Source organism: Geofilum sp. OHC36d9 (assembly GCF_052400685.1).
Classification (GTDB): Bacteria; Bacteroidota; Bacteroidia; order Bacteroidales; family Marinilabiliaceae; genus CAZHHH01.
This window is the reverse complement of sequence record NZ_JBQTGJ010000020.1, coordinates 20702-37943: the sequence shown is the minus strand read 5'-3', so window position 1 is coordinate 37943 and position 17242 is coordinate 20702. Positions and strand designations below refer to the sequence as shown.

Annotated in this window: 13 protein-coding genes; 10 read left to right on the top strand and 3 right to left on the bottom strand. The window is 35.1% G+C overall.

All coding sequences use genetic code 11. From position 1 onward, the window contains the following. Nucleotides 1-4 precede the first annotated feature (4 nt). The 9 genes from ACT3CD_RS14825 to ACT3CD_RS14785 are packed head-to-tail and all read left to right on the top strand — an operon-like array spanning nt 5 to nt 10799. On the top strand, nt 5-454 hold the full coding sequence (locus ACT3CD_RS14825) for a hypothetical protein (protein WP_444646436.1): 450 nt from the start codon (nt 5-7) through the stop codon (nt 452-454). A gap of 10 nt (nt 455-464) precedes the next feature. Then, complete coding sequence (locus tag ACT3CD_RS14820; RefSeq protein ID WP_444646435.1) at nt 465-1958, top strand: hypothetical protein; 1494 nt, start codon at nt 465-467, stop codon at nt 1956-1958. Nucleotide 1959: 1 nt separating this feature from the next. After that, nucleotides 1960-5310 (top strand): hypothetical protein, encoded by a 3351-nt coding sequence (locus tag ACT3CD_RS14815; protein ID WP_444646434.1) that lies wholly within the window; start codon nt 1960-1962, stop codon nt 5308-5310. Further along, complete coding sequence (locus tag ACT3CD_RS14810; RefSeq protein ID WP_444646433.1) at nt 5303-6679, top strand: hypothetical protein; 1377 nt, start codon at nt 5303-5305, stop codon at nt 6677-6679. Before ACT3CD_RS14815 ends, ACT3CD_RS14810 begins: the two co-directional genes overlap by 8 nt. Before the next feature lies 1 nt (nt 6680). Then, a complete protein-coding gene (locus ACT3CD_RS14805) occupies nt 6681-8213 on the top strand; it encodes a hypothetical protein (RefSeq protein ID WP_444646432.1) in 1533 nt (510 codons plus the stop codon). Nucleotide 8214: 1 nt separating this feature from the next. After that, a complete protein-coding gene (locus ACT3CD_RS14800; RefSeq protein WP_444646431.1) occupies nt 8215-8694 on the top strand; it encodes a hypothetical protein in 480 nt (159 codons plus the stop codon). Continuing rightward, nucleotides 8694-9413, top strand: coding sequence for a hypothetical protein (locus tag ACT3CD_RS14795; RefSeq protein ID WP_444646430.1), 720 nt, complete (start codon nt 8694-8696; stop codon nt 9411-9413). The genes ACT3CD_RS14800 and ACT3CD_RS14795 overlap by 1 nt, the downstream gene beginning before the upstream one ends. Continuing rightward, complete coding sequence (locus ACT3CD_RS14790; RefSeq protein ID WP_444646428.1) at nt 9413-10033, top strand: hypothetical protein; 621 nt, start codon at nt 9413-9415, stop codon at nt 10031-10033. The genes ACT3CD_RS14795 and ACT3CD_RS14790 overlap by 1 nt, the downstream gene beginning before the upstream one ends. Continuing rightward, on the top strand, nt 10023-10799 hold the full coding sequence (locus ACT3CD_RS14785; protein ID WP_444646427.1) for a S1C family serine protease: 777 nt from the start codon (nt 10023-10025) through the stop codon (nt 10797-10799). The genes ACT3CD_RS14790 and ACT3CD_RS14785 overlap by 11 nt, the downstream gene beginning before the upstream one ends. Nucleotides 10800-11403: 604 nt before the next feature. Here the strand turns inward: ACT3CD_RS14785 and ACT3CD_RS14780 are convergent. The 3 genes from ACT3CD_RS14780 to istA form a co-directional block, all read right to left on the bottom strand. Beyond that, the gene (locus ACT3CD_RS14780; protein ID WP_444646426.1) at nt 11404-11541 is read right to left on the bottom strand and encodes an ATP-binding protein; all 138 of its coding nucleotides are present in this window, start codon (nt 11539-11541) and stop codon (nt 11404-11406) included. A gap of 233 nt (nt 11542-11774) precedes the next feature. Beyond that, nucleotides 11775-12500, bottom strand: a complete 726-nt coding sequence (gene istB / locus ACT3CD_RS14775) for an IS21-like element helper ATPase IstB (protein ID WP_444646424.1) — start codon at nt 12498-12500, stop codon at nt 11775-11777. A 30-nt stretch (nt 12501-12530) separates the two neighbouring features. Then, nucleotides 12531-14099, bottom strand: a complete 1569-nt coding sequence (istA, locus tag ACT3CD_RS14770; RefSeq protein WP_444646423.1) for an IS21 family transposase — start codon at nt 14097-14099, stop codon at nt 12531-12533. A 1152-nt stretch (nt 14100-15251) separates the two neighbouring features. Here istA and ltrA point away from each other — a divergent pair. Beyond that, nucleotides 15252-16502 (top strand): group II intron reverse transcriptase/maturase, encoded by a 1251-nt coding sequence (gene ltrA / locus ACT3CD_RS14765; protein ID WP_444646422.1) that lies wholly within the window; start codon nt 15252-15254, stop codon nt 16500-16502. Nucleotides 16503-17242: the final 740 nt, after the last annotated feature.

Genomic DNA, 17242 nt, shown 5'->3' with positions numbered 1-17242 from the left:
TATTATGAATGACCTTTTCGCAACTATTTATGAGTCTTTGTTTAACCTGTACGACCCTCAATTTGGGTTGATTTTTAACACTTTATATGATTCCGGGGGCTATACTCTACTAGGCTTGACTTTTGTACTCGTTCCATTAATATTGTTCGCTGCTTTCTATTATTTATGGAAATCTCCTTATGGGAAATTCCGGCATTGGTTTTTATGGTTAATTATTGCATCCCTGTTAACTGGAGGCATTTCTTGGGGTATTTCGAATAATGAAATATTCTTATCAAACAACCAGGATCTGATTGATGCATTAGCATATCCTGAATCAGGTTATGAAGAATTTGCCAAAACATTACCATTTGAATATGCTTTATTCAATGGTTTGCTCGGCATTGTTGTTGGTTTTATTTATAGCTTAATATTAAAGCAATTCAGCAAAATCCAAATTCACTTACCTTTTTAAATAAAACACAATGGCAAAAAAAATATACATATTCGGAATTGGAGGGACAGGTTCTCGAGTTTTAAAGGCATTAACAATGTTATTAGCTTCTGGATGCAAATTTAAAAATGATTTTGATACGGTTATTCCAATTATTATTGACCCTGATACAAGCAATGGTGATCTGAACAGAACCAAAGATATTTTAAAGTTATATCAACAAATAAGAAACCAAGTCGACCAACCCGATGATTTCTTTTCTCAGGAAATAAAAACTGTTAATGAGTTAGCAAATAAATCATCGGTAGTTAATTCAGATTATTTTCAGTTCAGTTTAAATGATGTTGATCAAAGTACATTTGGACAGTACATTGGTTTTAATACACTTGATGATGATTACAAAAATTCAAAAGACGATAAAAATTTTACCAGGCTTTTATATTCTGACAAAAATTTGAACTCCAATTTGAATGTTGGCTTTAAAGGAAATCCCAATATGGGCGCCATTGTTTTAAACCAATTTACCGATTCGGATGACTTTAAACGATTTGGACAAACATTTAATGACGATGATGCCGTTTTTATTATTAACTCAATATTTGGTGGTACAGGTGCGGCAGGATTCCCTTTACTATTAAAAAATTTAAGAGGAAATTCCGATTTGCCTAACAGTGCAAAAATTAAGGAAGCGCCAATTGGAGGCATAACCTATCTACCTTATTTTGCACTAAACAAAAAAGATGAAATTAACTCCGATTCATTTGAGGATAAGGCCAAAATTGCCATCGATTATTACAACAGAACAATTATTAAGCAGAATAAAATTAATTCTCTTTATTTTATTGGAAATAGAGGAAATGCTAAACACTTTGAATATGCTGTTGGAGGAAAGGAGCAAAAGAATAATGCTCACTTTTTAGAAATGGCAGGTGCATTAGCAATTTTTGACTTTTGTGAAAATATTGATAAGACCAGTAATGAAACTCAGGTAAAAGAGTTTGGAATTGAAAATGACACAGAATCAATCGTTTTTGGGGATTTGAACCTAAATAATCAAAAAAATATTGCTAAACCATTGACCAAATATAAACTGTTCTCCGAATACCTGAATATTGGTTTGCCAAAAGCTATTAATGTTTCAAGGTGGACAAAAAGCAATATTAAGCTGGTTAAAAAGTCCGAGAATTCATTTTTAGACAAACAATATTTTAATAGTTCGGAATATAAAATTCAGATTGATGCTTTTAATAAGCATTTTATTGAATGGCTAAATGAAATGGAAGATAATAAACCCGCTTTTAGTCCATATAATAAAGTAAACTGGGATGATGCTTTGAACTTAGTAAAAGGTGATGAAGGAAAAGGAAATAAAAGTTTTAAATCTATTGATGTTGAAAACTGTAAGTTGATTACTGAAATAGGCTTTAGATCCACTCCTGAGAAAAGACACACAACACTTATTAAGGTTTTCGGTAAATCAACTGAAAATGTATTAAGTAAAAACAACCTTTTAAAACAAGTTTAAAATGGCTAAAAAAATATTCAGACTCCACGAAGGAGGTATCACAGAAGAAACAGGGTGGTTTAAAAGTGGGATAATTACTTCTGACCAACTGAAGACAATAAAAACAGAAGGTAAAGACGTTGCAACATCTATTCCGACACCCTTTGCAACAATTGATTTGGTAAAATCTGCGTTTAAGTGGGTTTCAGAGAATAAAATAAAAGGCAATACAGCCCACCATAAATTGGTGTCTGATGCGCTTGATGTCGCTCAACTTTTCTTTACTTCTCCAAAATTCGGCAGTAAAATTCGCATTATTGCCTGGAGTCCTAAAGATAGATTTAAAGAGTTAAAAGAGAATGGTAACAAAATACACAAAAAATACGTTGATACGCTTCAATTATTTTGGAATCAGGATAGTGTAGAAGAGGACGAAATAGGTAATGAAGTATTATACAATTTTGAGAAAACAAATAGATTGTATTTTATTCTGAATAAAGAAACGAACAACATTATTGGCGGCACTTCTCCTGCCACCTTGTTTTTCGCTTCTCCTGACGTAAGAAAAGTAACAAGTAAGTTGGATATTCGCATAGGGCAAGACAAACTTTTTGATAACGAGTATGCGCCTTTGTCAGAAAGAGAATCGTCTTTTATTGAATACTTTTACACCTTAGCTAAACAGCCTAAATTTGCTCATTATTTCCCCGAAGTTTACGAGTATCTGGAAAAGGTAAAAGAACATTTGAGTGGAGACTTAAATCGGAAAATTACAGATATAGAAGCTAGCCATCTGACAGAATACAAAGCTTGCACAGTATTAGAGAATGAAAATGATATTTGTGAAGTGTTGAATATAAAACTTGGCGTTCAGGAAACTGATACAGGGAGCATCTCTACTGAAAGTGATTTTGTTATCAAGTCTGATTTTTTGTACAATGAAGTTAAGCCTCTTATTTTACCCCAATATCCATTTTCAAAGAAATGGACATATACAACTAAAGGTATCTTGTGGGATGAAAAAACACAGATTGTCTATAAAAACACAGATGTACCAAATAAATCAAAATTACCGATACAAAATGACCCGTATTATTGGTTGACAATTGGCAATTTTTTTGAAGATAAAATTATTGAATTGCCATACCCAATTGACGATTCAAAGTTTATTACGTGCGGTTCAAAAAAACACCTTTTGCCTTTATCATCAACATTTTTTAAATATTTTAAGGCAGAAAAAGCGAATCAATATTTAAGCCTAAAAGAACGCGCTGGTGGAAATGTGGATGCTGAGCTTAAAATACCGGTTAAAGGGGGCGAAATTATATTTAAGAGGCAATATTCTACAGCTGACAAAAATATTGAGAAATTAGATGTGCATTTAGCTATTTTTCCATTTTTAAAATCAAATGATTTCGAATTAACACATATCATCGGCTTACTTGATTACAGTTTAGATGAATCAAATAAAATAAGTTTAACCACATTTAAAAATGGTGAGCAACAATTGACTAATTCTGCAATTACGAGAAATCCCGGAGGTGGAGGTGAATTAGTCAGTAAATATTTTAAAGTAGAAAATCAGCCTGAGGCATTTGGTATTTCTGTAAACTCAAAAACTGGGTTTGTTATACCAATAATGAATACAGCCAAAGGAACATCCAAAGTAAATTTTGCGATTGATTTCGGTACAACAAATACCCATATTGAATACAAACTTGGAGATAATGATTCAATTTCTCTTGACAACACACCAACTAAACCTCTTTGGCAATCACTAATTAACAGAAACGCAAGTGGTATTGACCCGGTGTATATTGAAAATGAGAATACTTTTGAGCAAGAAATTTTACCATTTGTGTTTTCAAATGGTAACGGATTAAGGTTTCCTCTAAGGTCTGCCCTTGTTCATAATAAAGACGTTGATTTTAATAACAAAGTAGATATTATCAGACAGGTTAATAATTATTTGCTACTTGAAAAACGAAGTGTGCCAAACTACCTTGAACTAAACACTCAGTTAAAATGGAGCAATTATGCAAATACAATTGATGAAAAGAAAGTTGAATCGTATTTAGAATTTTTAACGACAATTGCATTTTACAAAACACTTCAATTAGGTGGTAGCCCTGCAAATTCAACAATTACCTGGTTTTATCCGGTAAGTATGGATGAAGGAGAACTGGAAGTGTTTTCCAGACTCTGGAAGAATGTTTATCAAAGGGCGTTTAAACAAAATTCGGATACCGGAATAAAAAGCATACCTGAGAGTATTGCTCCTTATTTATATTACAAATCCTCTGTAGCTGGTTTAAGCTTATCAATTGACATTGGTGGTGGTTCATCTGATATTGCGGTGTTTGATGAAGATGATAAAAAAGCAAAACTGATCTCTTCTTTTAAGTTTGCCGGCAATGCTATTTTTGGAGATGGGTATCCTTCCGATGAATTTAAGAACAACTCGGATAGAAATGGCTTTGTTAAGACATTTAAAGATGCAGCTTTAGATGCGATTAAAAGCACTGATAAAAATGAATTTGGACAATTAAAAGGAATTTTAGACAATATATTAAACACCAGAAAAAACTCCTCCGATTTTAGTAGTTTCCTTTTTGCACTGGAAAAAGATGAGTCAAATGAATTTAGCTATACAAGGTTACTGCAAAAGAATAATAGGTTGAAACTTTCAATATTCGTGTTTTATGGAGCGATCGCTTACTATTCTGCGAACCTGCTTAAAAAATCAGGTATTGGTATTCCTAAACATGTCTTATTAAGTGGTACAGCGTCTAAATCAGCATCAATTATTGATGCATCCTCAAATTTGAAAAATATTTCAAATTTGTTTCAATACATTTTTGAAAGTGTTTACAGCGAAAAATCAAGAGAAAAACTACAAATAAAACTGTCATCTATTCCTAAAGAAGTTACTTGTAAAGGAGCATTAAAAGCTAATCTTGACGACAGCATAAAAGAATCACCAATTAAATTCTGGATTGGTGGTACTCAGGATGATAGCTGGGGAAAAGTGTTTGATAGAGAAGTGGATGTCCAAAACATTCCAAAATATGGAGAATTGAATGACACACACAAATTACAAATTGAAGAAACCATCAAAGATTTTTATTCAATCTTAGATGAGTATATTCAAACCATTAATATAGAGTCAAAATACATTATAGAGACTGATGCCTATTCAATTTTTCAACAAGAAAGAGAATCAGGAATAAATGATTTTCTTGTAAGGGGAATACAAGCATACTACAAAAAGCCAGACTCTAAAATAGAAGAAACTTTGTTCTTTTATCCTTTAATAGGAATACTAAATAAATTGTCTTACGCACTCGCTGAAAAGAAAACGGACGATGAATAAAAGACTAATATTTTTTATCATATTAACAGGCTTTGTGCAAGGTTCATTTGCACAAAGCCTGTTCAAAGATTCAACAGAAGCATATAATTATTGGGCTAAGAGAGGTGTAATTGAAGCGACCTATGCATATATGCAAGATTATATCACTACTGTGGGCGAATCAGCTGCAAAAAATGAAATAGTTGGTAAAGACAAATACTTCGAAGCTTTTATTCAAGATATTGATTTAAAAGAAACACTACCAACTTTCACTCAAATTTCAAAGTTCTTAAATGAGAATTACTGGAGTGGAACCAGAAAGAAACTTTTCGTCCCTCTGAAAAAGAATTTTGAGAGTAAAATACCTTTGAATGAGTCTTTTTTTAGATGTACAAAACCAGGTAGTAATGATTTAGTAACTGTAATTCCAGGTCGCAACAATAATCATGACTATTGGAACGAAAAAACAAAGGAGATAGTTCTTAAGTATAATCAATCTCTTTCTGCATTTCATCAAGAAGCAAAAAAATTAATTGAAAATAAATCGGAATCTGTTAAGATCGAAGATAAAATACCTAAAAAAGACCTACAACCAAAATTAACCCAAAAAAGAAATACAAATCAGATTCTTAGTAATACAATTTTTTTATACGGAGGTGTTTTCATTACAGGGCTTATGATTGGAGGGCTTTTTATTTTTTTAATTACCAAAAACAAGATTAAGTCGATTGTCAATGAAGAAGATGAACGGAAATACAATGATTATTCACAAGCGGGAAATAATAAACGATTCTTATTTGGATATTTAAGAGTTGTATTTTGCTTACAAAAACAAAAAAGCAAGTATAAAAAGGAATGTCAATTAGCTAATACCAACAGAGGTAGCGGTATTGACGATCTACGAAAAAAAATATCATCCTTAGAAAAGAAAACGAAAGAACTTTCGGAAGAAAACGCTGATTTAAAAAAAAGGGTTGAACAAAAATTTATTTCGAAGGATGAGGGTAAAGCAGATACATATAATGCCCTATCAGAAAGCGCTCTAGACCAGCCAACAAAACAAATAAAAAAGATTTATTTTTCAATGCCCGAAAGTGATGGCAGCTTTCTAATTTCAAATGGTGAGATTTCAAATGATGGGAAAAAATATTTCAAGATTGAATTTAAAGAATCTTCAACCAAAGGGGAACTGTTTTATTTGTCGGGCGATAGAGACCAAAGGGCAATTAACCGCTTAGAATCCTACTTAAAGCCTGTTTGCGATATCGAAAACATTACAAATTCATCTACTGCCACAAAAATCGGACTAATTCATAGCGGCAAAGTGACTCGTTTAAATGATCGTTGGATGATTGACACTGAAAATAAAATTAAGATAAAACTCTACTAATATGAATCTTTGGCATAAAATAGAAATAGCAATAATTGTTGGAGTTATTATATATCAATTACTTCACACCTACAAGGTGCATTTGAATATCTCTAAATTAAAAAACATCTTTTCATTTAAGCTATTTCTAAGAACTGGTTTTGTTGAGAAAGAAAAAATTGGGGCTGTTGATTTTGATTCAACCGATGTTCAATATGAAGAATCCTTTTCTGAAATTGCAGATGATGACATCGTAAAATTGTCCTTGATTGATACCGAAGGAAGAAATGAAGTTATTTCTCAAATCAAGAAAGCAATAAATACTTATCTCATTAATAATTATGGTGCTGCAGTTAATTTTAGCATTATAAAAGATATTGTTGACAGAGAAATAGCTGTTAAAGACGACGAGATATCGCAATCAGTAACACTTCCTCTTTATTTAGGCCTTGCGGCAACAATGATTGGTATTATTTTCGGTTTATTCTCAATGCCTGAATTAAATGGAGATGGATTTTCTTTAGGGGTTAATGATTTAATCGGTGGTGTTAAAATTGCAATGCTCGGTAGTTTGTCGGGGTTAGCTTGTACAACATATCTTTCTTCTTTTTCCTATAAAAAAGCCAGACGCATTGTGCAGAAAGATAAAAATGAGCAGTTAACTTATATGCAAGCCAAGCTTCTTCCTGAGTTGATAAAGGCCGAAGATACAGGAGTCTCTGGCTTAAAAGCAAGCTTAGACAGGTTTGCGAGAGTTGCAACTAATATTTCGGACAATGTGTTAACAGCTGCGAATCAAACAGGTGAAAATCTTGAATTACAAAAAGATGTAATCGAAAAAGTTGACAATATGGAAGTTCTAAAAGTTTCAAAATGGAATTTAGAACTCTTTGAGAAGTTGGAAAACAATATGGAATCTCTCAACAAGTTTTCTGCTTACATAGCCAATATGGAGCGAATAACTTCTCAACTGCTGGAATTTGCCAACCGTACATCAGATGTTAATAAAGTTATAAACGGTATTGATGACACTCTCGTTGAATCAAGGCAATTAACAAGATTTCTTTCTGCCCATTTTGATAAAATTGAAAATTCAGGAAATGCCGCCTTGAAATCTGTTGGAATCGTAGAATCGCACTTTGAAGAATCTATTAATGCTTTAAAAAACAGAACCGAAGAAATGATCAGTAACCTGTATAAAAGTGCCGGTAGTCACGAGGAAAAACTGGAAAGTATTTATAAACACATTGAAGGGAATCTGAATAATATTACCTCTCAATATATTGAATCATTTAAAGATGCTTATTCTGATTCAATTCCAAAGTTTAACCAACTTGACAATTTGGAACTGATGAAAGATATTAATAGTTCCATTAAAAATATGCAGCAAAATCAATCGTTGTTGGACAAATTGAGTTCTATTGAGGCTGGTTTAAGAAATCGTCAGTCACGAAACAGCAAAGTACCTACAAATGGAAGTTTCTCCAAACACGTGATTTCTAAAGGGTCAGATGGCTCTGTTAGCCTTGTTAAAGTAATAAAGAAAATATTTTAATATGCGTTTGAATCTTATCAAAACATTACAAGGTTGGGAAAAAACCTTGTTAATTATTGCCTTGATCCCAATACTTTTGCTTGGGTTTTCATTAATGACGTATGGGGCGGTTTTTAATCCTTTATTTGAAGAAAGTGGTTCTTCCTTTGACTTTTTTAAACTCCCGAATCTTTTTTCATTATTTTATTCAGATGTTGCATTACCTCTTGTTGTAAAAGTAATAGGAAAGATGTGTACAATTTTACTAAGTATTATAGCTGTAGTATGGGTTATATTGTACACTATCTGCTGCTACCTGCAGCTTTCACAACAAATTGGCAATAAAATTGAATTGATAACCGAATTAGTAATTTTTTCATTGATTTATTTCTTTTTCATTTCTCCTTCCTCAATTGTCCTTTTTTTATTAGGCCTTTTACTAATTCTAATTAACCTTGGACTAATTCTTTTATACTGGATTTATGAACTAAAGTCGAATTAATGAAAAAGGATAATATTTTTTGGATAAGTTATTCTGACTTGATGACAAGTCTGTTTTTTGTGATGCTTGTGCTATTTGTCGTTACAATAGGTTATTTAAAAAACCAAATGTTTAACAATGAAGAATTAATTACGCAGTTGAGAGAAAAAGAGCAGGAAACAGAAACACTTATAACAGAACTTAAAACCGCCAATGAAAAATTAATTATTACAGTAAAACAACAAGATAAATTACTGAAAATTGAAGAACAATTTAAACCTCTAGAAGAAAGCGGTAAGTTTATTTACCTTCCTAATTGTAAAAAGTACCTAGTTAAAGATCTACTTGGACAAGAAATTTTTGAACCTAATAAGTCGGTTATAAAAAGAAAGTTTGTAAGTACTACTATAAATATTGGCTATGAAATAGAGGATTTTCTGAAAGATCTATATATGAAAACTCCTGAATTATCATATTTATTAGTCATTGAAGGAAATATGGCAAATACTTATGATAGATCTTATAGTGTTGACAATAAATATGGTTATAAAAAGAGCTTCGAGCGAGCATTAGCCGTGTATGATTTATGGAACAAAAACAACATCGATCTGCGGAAATACAATACTGAAATAATGCTTTGTGGTAGTGGCTTTAATGGCCTATGCAGAGATAATTTAGAAGAAAATAACAAACGATTTTCTATTCAAATTATTCCGAAAGTCCAAAATAGATCGAATTAATGAAAAAGGATAATATTTTTTGGATAAGTTATTCTGATTTGATGACAAGTCTGTTTTTTGTGATGCTTGTGCTATTTGTCGTTACAATTGGGTATTTAAAGTACAACATCGAGGATATTAAGGAACAACTAGTAAAAATTCAAGAATTACATATTGCCGTTCAAAAATTGCCAGAAGAGTATTTTGAATACCAACCAGAATACAAACGCTTCAAATTAAATAAGCAAATTCAATTTCAGAGTGGCAGTTCTTACATCAACCCCAAATATTATAAATATTTAATTAAAGTGGGTAATTCTATTTCGAATTTAATAACTGAGCTTAAAAATCAGCAGAATTTTGAGAAATTTGATATTAAGTATCTTGTTGTAATTGAAGGTATGGCATCGAAAGATAATTATTCACGCAATTACGAACTTAGCTATGAAAGGGCTTTGTCTCTTTATCGCTTTTGGAAATCAAATGGTATAATCTTTAATGCGATAGATTGTGAAATTCAAATTTCTGGTAGTGGTACCGAAGGAATCAGGGAATATTCTGGGAAAGATGAATATAAAAACCAACAATTCCTTATTCACATAATACCTAAAATGGGCAAAATTCATAATAATGAAGAATAGGACATATCAAGTTGTAGGTAATATTCTGATGGGTTTACTTTTTATTATTACTCTACATTCGTTAAGTGGTTGTTCTGGTTGTTCTCCGTCTGGAAGACGTAGTCATCAAAAAGCAAGTTCTACAACAAACTATTCATCAAATACAACAGACCGACAACGACACCAAAATACTGAAACTCGTGTGATAGAAAATACTGTCAGGCAGGTTTTACCTCTAAATGAACTTTATAATAAATACAAAAAATCTGTATTCCTAGTATATACATCTGATGGAAATAATGAATTTCAAGGCTCTGGGTTTTTTGTGTCTAAGAATGGATTAGCCGTTAGTAATTATCACGTATTTGAGGGAACTTCACAAGGGTTAGAAATAATTGAGACTCTTGATGGTAAGCAATTCAAGGTGAAAGAAGTATTAGAAAAAAGTGAAGAGAATGATTATATCATCTTTCGGGTTAATATAGGTAGCTACAATATTTTAAATCCTATTCCTGTCGTTTCGCAAATTCCTGAAATTGGAGATGATGTATTTGCTATTGGAAACCCAAGAGGATTGCAAAGTACACTGTCGAAAGGAATCGTTTCAGCTTTTCGAGAGAATAATAGTTTAATTCAAACAACGACTGAGATAACTCATGGAAGTAGCGGTGGACCATTATTAAATATGATGGGTGAAGTTATTGGTATAACAACATCAGGTTTGGGTGAAGCAAATTTAAATTTTGCGGTAAACATAAAATACTTAAAGCTTTACAGGTTTCTTTAAAATGGGCGAAAGCTGTTCTAAACGTTGTTAAAGTTAAATCTTGAATCTGACAAACTCTTATCAAGAGATCTAATCTCAGAAATGCAACCAGATTAGACACAAATCAGCCATGTTTTGCAGAAGCCTTGATATATTTTATTTTTAATATGGTGATCAGTTTTATGATTTGTTGTTTGATTTCATTCTAAATAACACGTCTGAGTTTTTTGGGATATTTTTTGCCCAGACATTTTTAGGTAATCACTTCCTGTATTCGTAAAATCATACTTTTGCCACTCACCGCACTTAAAGTGCAAATAACTTCAGCCCAACGGCAACGCCCTGGAATCCCATCCCGAATCAGAAATTTCGCCTTGAAAAGGCCGCTCATGTAAATAGAGCCTGTCCATCAACCAAGTGTTTAAAATATAAAGTTCAAATTCAAGGCCTGTGAAGTCCGGCAAATTTGAGTCGCCACCCGTAGATATGTTTATTTCAATTGAAAAGTATACCAGAGTTTCAATCCAAAAGTATACCATTTAGATTAAATAAAAAAGAGTCTTCACAAGATTGGGGTACCCCAATCTTGTGAAGACTGGGATGCTGATTTTTTGATAATTATTTTTCATTTATTATTCATTTCTTTGGTTTCTTTCAAACGATACGATTCTCCATTCATATTTACAAGGTGTGCTTTATGAGTCAGCCGATCAACCAGTGCAGCACCGCTTGAGAAAATAGGTGACTTTTCAGTAACAGACACACAAGGTGATACTTTATGGACTGCTAAATATTCTAAAATTGTATTTCCAGAATTGTTAATTAAAGAAAAAACGATTAATGATACTGTCTATTTCATTTGTGATAGTATGCCGTCATATCCAGGTGGATTAGATAAAATGCGTCAAGTGGAAAAAACGGTTAATATCCCCCCATAAAAAACGGCCATATCCGTTCACTTTTTTTCTAAATCAGTCATGAAAATACAAAAATAGATTAATTATTAGCTTTTCTCATTGTCTCACCTTTTAATTCAAAACGATATGCCGAATGAACCATTCTATCGAGTATTGCATCTGCAGCAGTGGTGTTTGATGTCATAATATCATACCAGTCTGACACTGGCAATTGGCTCATTATAATTGTTGCTTTTCGGCTATGCCTGTCCTCTATCAGTTCCATAAAATCCAGTAGCTGTTGGCCATCCATTTTTTTTACGCCAAAGTCATCAACAATAAGCAAATCCATTTGTGCCATTTTTTCAAAGAATTTTGGCATTGTTGCTTCTATTCGGTGTAAGGTTATTTTTTCAAACAGCTTTTGGATGTTAAAATAGGCCACTTTAAATCCCATTAAACAAGCATGATAACCAAGAGCTGTACCTAACCAGCTTTTGCCGGTTCCGGTGGCCTCGGTAATAAGAATAGGGGCTCCATGTTTTATATATTCGCAGGTGGCCAATTGCATAATCTTGGCACGTTCGAGTCCTCGTGCCGCGTCAAAGTTCAATTCTTCAATGGTCACCTGATAGCGAAATTTAGCAGCTGCGATTAAACGTGCATTACGGTTCTCTTTACGTTGGCTTTTTTCTGCCTGTAAAAGCATTTGTATGCCTTCGTAAAAGGACAGACTGTCGATTTTACGTGTCTCCAGCAGCGATGTCCAACAACTGGCCATCCCCGGCATTCTTAAACTCTTAAATTCGTTTGCAATTTCGTTCATTGTTTTTGCTTTTTAATTATTATTGATGGTTTACTTAAAAGATCTTTTTCCCCTGATATTTTTATGGGAAGGAAACGTTTGTGGTATTTGTTCTTCATTAATTTCATGAATGCCTCTGCATTTGGATTTTATCAAGCGTTCAATAAAGCCATAGCGATACCTTTGGTACAAAAGAGCCGTTTCACAGGCTTTTTTAAACAGGGCTGGATCCGTAACGCGTTGAAGTTTTAGTAGCCCGTCACAGCCTCGATAAAATGTTTCAGCCGGGACTTTGGCCGTTGCGAACATATATTCAATAACCTGTCCCAGTTCAGCAAGTACAGCACGTCCGCGGTTGATGTAATACTGGGGTGACCGTTCCCGGTAGGCCTGGGTATTAGATGCCAGATGACTTTTTTCAAGGGTATATGCTCCTTGTTTATAGCCTCTGAGATGTTTCGCAACACACTCACCTTTGATATATATTTTTACAATATTGCGGGTGTAAATAACATGCGCTTGCTCCCCTATGTGAACATAAGGCACCGAATAGTAATGCTTATCGCGTCCTAAGTAGATACAACCATTAAGCCCTACTTTTAAATTTGTATAATGACGTACTTCAAACCTCTCTGTCGTAAGTGGCTGTAGTTGATCCTTTTCCGTAGCTAAAAAGTGCTCTTCCCGCGTGTAAGAATGTTGTTGCATGCGTTTGCGATTATGAGCCAGCATTTTTTCTGCAATGGCACGATTAAGTTCTTCTATGGAAAAGAATTTTCTGTTGCGCAATTGGGCATAAACCCGGTTATAAACAATTTTTACATGATTTTCTACCAATCCTTTATCCTTTGGCCGCCTGGGACGGGCAGGGATTACCACGCACCCGTAATGATTGGCCATATCTTCCATTATGCGATTTATTTGGGGCTCATAAGGATCGGTTTTAATGACGGCTGATTTTAGATTGTCACTTACAATAATCTTAGGAACGCCACCCAGTGCCTGAAAACAAGACGTAAGTGCGTAGATAAAATCTTCGCTCTTTTGGGAGCGTACAGCCATGGCAAAGCCATAATCTGTTGCAGGCATACAAGCCACAAACACCTGCACCTTAACAATCTCGCCGGTTTCAATTTCAATATATTCCATGGTGTCCCCGGCAAAATCTATAAAAAGCTTTTCGCCCGGTACATATAAATCTTTTAAAATTGAAGAAGGGATTTTTCGCCTGGCTTTGGTATGTTGCCTGAAATGATATCGAAACTGTGTTAAACTATATCCATCGGGTTCCTCTGCAATATATTCCTCCCAAAGAGTTTTCAGGGTTACATGTTTCCTTTCCAGCTCCTTTTCGAAGTATGAAAGCTTACCTTTTAGCACTTCGAAGCGATTATCCGGATAAGCGGGATTTCCACCGGTCATTCGGTGTTGCAAGACGGGGTCATCCAGTTTAAGTAATTCGTTTAGAGATAAAGGGTCGCGTCTGGCTCGTTTTACGTAACGATTTACAGTTTCTTTATCGACCGATAGTTCTTTGGCTATTTGGCGGTTAGATACGCCATTTTGATGTAGCCGGAGCATTTGTTTTACGTTACTCATGTCTTTAATTTTTCCTGCCATGACTTTATGATTTTTCTATACGTTTTGTGTATAGGAAAATACCAGCAAAAAAGTGAACGGCAATGCTCCGTTTTGTTAGAGGGATCTCACTGGGGGGACATACTCCGTTTCGGATTTTATTCCAGGTCTTTACAATCTTAAAATGGGGGCCTATGCTCCGTTTTTTTGACGCTTTTTTGACCTTGGGTAAACCGTTTTTTGGGTGGAAATGCTCCGTTTTATCCATCAAGATTTGATTTTGAATTTATGGGTTGAGATGCCAATAATTGAAAGCAGAATAAATTGTATGCGGATTGTTTCCTTTGTGATTGATAAGCATGGTGAAATGCGAGATATAAAATTTCTCAGGTCTTGTGATAATGGATTTGTACAAAAAGCGATATTGATTGCATTGAATAATTTAGATAAGTTTACGAATGGATTTATGAATAATGAACCTGTAAATATTAGATTTACAATACCAATACACATTGATTTACAATAAATGCCAGCCCATAACACACAATATAAAACAGTTGGGGTTCAGTGGTTTGCGAGGGTTGGTTCTCGCATCAACTTTTTCCTCGGTGGATACAAACGCAGCCCGAAAACCCAACCGTTTCATAGTGTGCCGAGAAGCAGTGAACGGCAATAAATATTATTCACTGCATGCTGTAATTGAGATGGTGGAAACCAGTTGTAAGGTTGAACCACTGGGGTCGTCTTGCAGGAGGGGGTCTCAAACCGCCCAAAGGTGCTTTGGTAAAGAGTCAAGGTGCTGAGCGTTTGGGAAATGCTGCACTATGAGTGTGGTTAGGTATGGATAAGGGAGATGAACTAACCGTAACCGCTGAAGAGGTGTCGAGAAGTTGCCACATTCTATCAAAAGCTGTAGAGTATGAAATGCAGTGATAAGTACAGCGGAAACCTGTTTATTGGCTGTACGGTAGGCGTCATTCAGGCGGCATGAACTTTATCTGGGCTCAATTATGGAACTCGGGAACCTGTATAACAATGTTAAGGGAAACGTACGACAGGATCAACCTGGAGGCAGAATACCGAAGAGTTATTCAGGGACGGACTGATTCGTAGTAGTGATGATCCAACTGTAATGGAAGGGGAGCGAAGGGATCAGGTTATACAGTCGATTAACATTTAACAACTCGTAAGAGGATGAATTTATGGAATGAGACAAAATCGATACCGATAAGTCGGTCCATGGTCTGGGCCGCTTATAAGAAAGTAAAAGCCAACAAAGGTGGTGCAGGAAGCGACGAGATCGACATGACAGAATATGATGCCAGTCGGTCGAAGCACTTGTACAAACTTTGGAATCGTATGGCATCAGGGAGTTACTTTCCACCACCAGTCAAAGAAGTTGAGGTATCCAAGAAAGACGGAGGTATTCGTAAATTAGGTATCCCCACAATCAGCGACAGGGTTGGTCAAATGGTGGTCAAAGATTACATAGAACCACGTTTAGAAGAGATATTTAGTTCTAATTCTTATGCTTATCGTCCGAACAAGAATGCCCATAAGGCATTAGAGTCTGTTCGGTTAAACTGCTGGAAATATGACTGGGTAATTGATCTGGACATTAAAGGTTTCTTTGATAACATCGATCACAACAAACTGATGCTTGCTGTAGAGAAACATGTACCTGAAAACTGGGTGCGACTTTACGTTAAACGATGGCTTGAAACTCCAGTGCTAACAAAATCGGGGAACCTATTAGAAAAGGATGGAAAAGGAACACCGCAGGGAGGGGTGATTAGTCCGCTACTTGCAAATTTGTTTCTACATTATGTCTTTGATAAATGGTTAGAGTTAACCGATTCAACAGTAAGTTTTGCAAGATATGCCGACGATGCAATACTTCACTGTAAAAGCAAGGCTCACGCCGAACACGTGCTTAAATTGGTCGATGCCAGAATAAAATCTTGTGGGTTGGAACTCCACCCCGATAAGACGAAACTGGTGTACTGCAGAGATTATCGCAGGACAGGAAAATACCCGACAGTTAAATTTGATTTTTTGGGTTATTCCTTTCAACCACGCACAGCCAAATCAAAGAAAACAGGCAAGCTGTTTCTGGGCTATGATTGTGCAATAAGTATAAGTTCACGAAAACGATTAGCCGATAGTTTAGAAAAACTAAAGATAGAGACACTGAGTTTTAAAAGCGTAGTTGGAATAGCCCAATACTTGAACCCTATGATTCGGGGTTGGATAAACTATTACGGTAGATTCAGGGGTTATGAGCTGTCAAAAGTTTTTCGGTTGTTACGAAATCGTTTAATTCGGTGGGCTCGGAAACGGTATAAGCGTTATAAAACAAGTCTAAATCGAGCATTTAAATGGTTGGATCGGGTAAGGAAACAATATCCCTATCTATTCTATCATTGGCAACTTGGTTATTCTTGATAAATTAGCGATGATTTGTATAACAAGAGCCGTGTGATGGGAGACTATCAAGCACGGTTCCGTGAGAGGTTCGGGGTGAAATTCCCCTTACCTACTCGACGTGTGCTGTGAGTGGGGAAACGTCCCTACGCAACTTTAGATGAGATGGTGGAACCGACCCTCCAGAATCTGTTTTATAGGAACCGGTTCTAAACTGCTTTTCTGATGCGAGCGAAGTGATTTGCTGGTGTGAAGCGAGAAAAGAAAAGGCAGGCAAAGATCTGTCAAGTATGGATAAAAGAGATGAGCGAAAGCGAACCTTGCGATGACGCATCGAGAAGGTAATATTTGTTGTCAAAACCGAGAAATGTCGAGGTCTCAGGGATAAGCATAACGGACGACCTGTTATACTGGTTATGCGGCAACCGTTGTAGAGCAGGCATGACTTTTATCTGGGCTCATTTATGGAACGCAGGAAGCCTTATGGTAATGATTCAGGGAAACACCAAGCAGAACAACTGCAAGACTATTACCAATGTGCCATAAGGTGGCGGACTAACTCGTAGTAGTGATGAAGCTTCTGTAATGGGAGTGGAGCAAAGGGGTTAGCTATTGTAGCTAAATGAATTACCAACCTGAAAGGGGATGAGTTTCCAAATTTTGCTACATTAGAAGAGCCGTATGACGGGAGACTGTCACGTACGGTTCTGTGAGAGGGGGGAGGTGAAATTCCTCCTTCCTACTCGACTTGTCAAACGTTG

Excerpts from the sequence above, each read along its gene's own strand:
- ACT3CD_RS14825 (WP_444646436.1), top strand. The coding sequence starts at position 5 with ATGAATGACCTTTTCGCAACTATTTATGAGTCTTTGTTTAACCTGTAC.
- ACT3CD_RS14820 (WP_444646435.1), top strand. The coding sequence starts at position 465 with ATGGCAAAAAAAATATACATATTCGGAATTGGAGGGACAGGTTCTCGA.
- ACT3CD_RS14815 (WP_444646434.1), top strand. The coding sequence starts at position 1,960 with ATGGCTAAAAAAATATTCAGACTCCACGAAGGAGGTATCACAGAAGAA.
- ACT3CD_RS14810 (WP_444646433.1), top strand. The coding sequence starts at position 5,303 with ATGAATAAAAGACTAATATTTTTTATCATATTAACAGGCTTTGTGCAA.
- ACT3CD_RS14805 (WP_444646432.1), top strand. The coding sequence starts at position 6,681 with ATGAATCTTTGGCATAAAATAGAAATAGCAATAATTGTTGGAGTTATT.
- ACT3CD_RS14800 (WP_444646431.1), top strand. The coding sequence starts at position 8,215 with ATGCGTTTGAATCTTATCAAAACATTACAAGGTTGGGAAAAAACCTTG.
- ACT3CD_RS14795 (WP_444646430.1), top strand. The coding sequence starts at position 8,694 with ATGAAAAAGGATAATATTTTTTGGATAAGTTATTCTGACTTGATGACA.
- ACT3CD_RS14790 (WP_444646428.1), top strand. The coding sequence starts at position 9,413 with ATGAAAAAGGATAATATTTTTTGGATAAGTTATTCTGATTTGATGACA.
- ACT3CD_RS14785 (WP_444646427.1), top strand. The coding sequence starts at position 10,023 with ATGAAGAATAGGACATATCAAGTTGTAGGTAATATTCTGATGGGTTTA.
- istB (WP_444646424.1), bottom strand. The coding sequence starts at position 12,500 with ATGAACGAAATTGCAAACGAATTTAAGAGTTTAAGAATGCCGGGGATG.
- istA (WP_444646423.1), bottom strand. The coding sequence starts at position 14,099 with ATGGCAGGAAAAATTAAAGACATGAGTAACGTAAAACAAATGCTCCGG.
- ltrA (WP_444646422.1), top strand. The coding sequence starts at position 15,252 with ATGAATTTATGGAATGAGACAAAATCGATACCGATAAGTCGGTCCATG.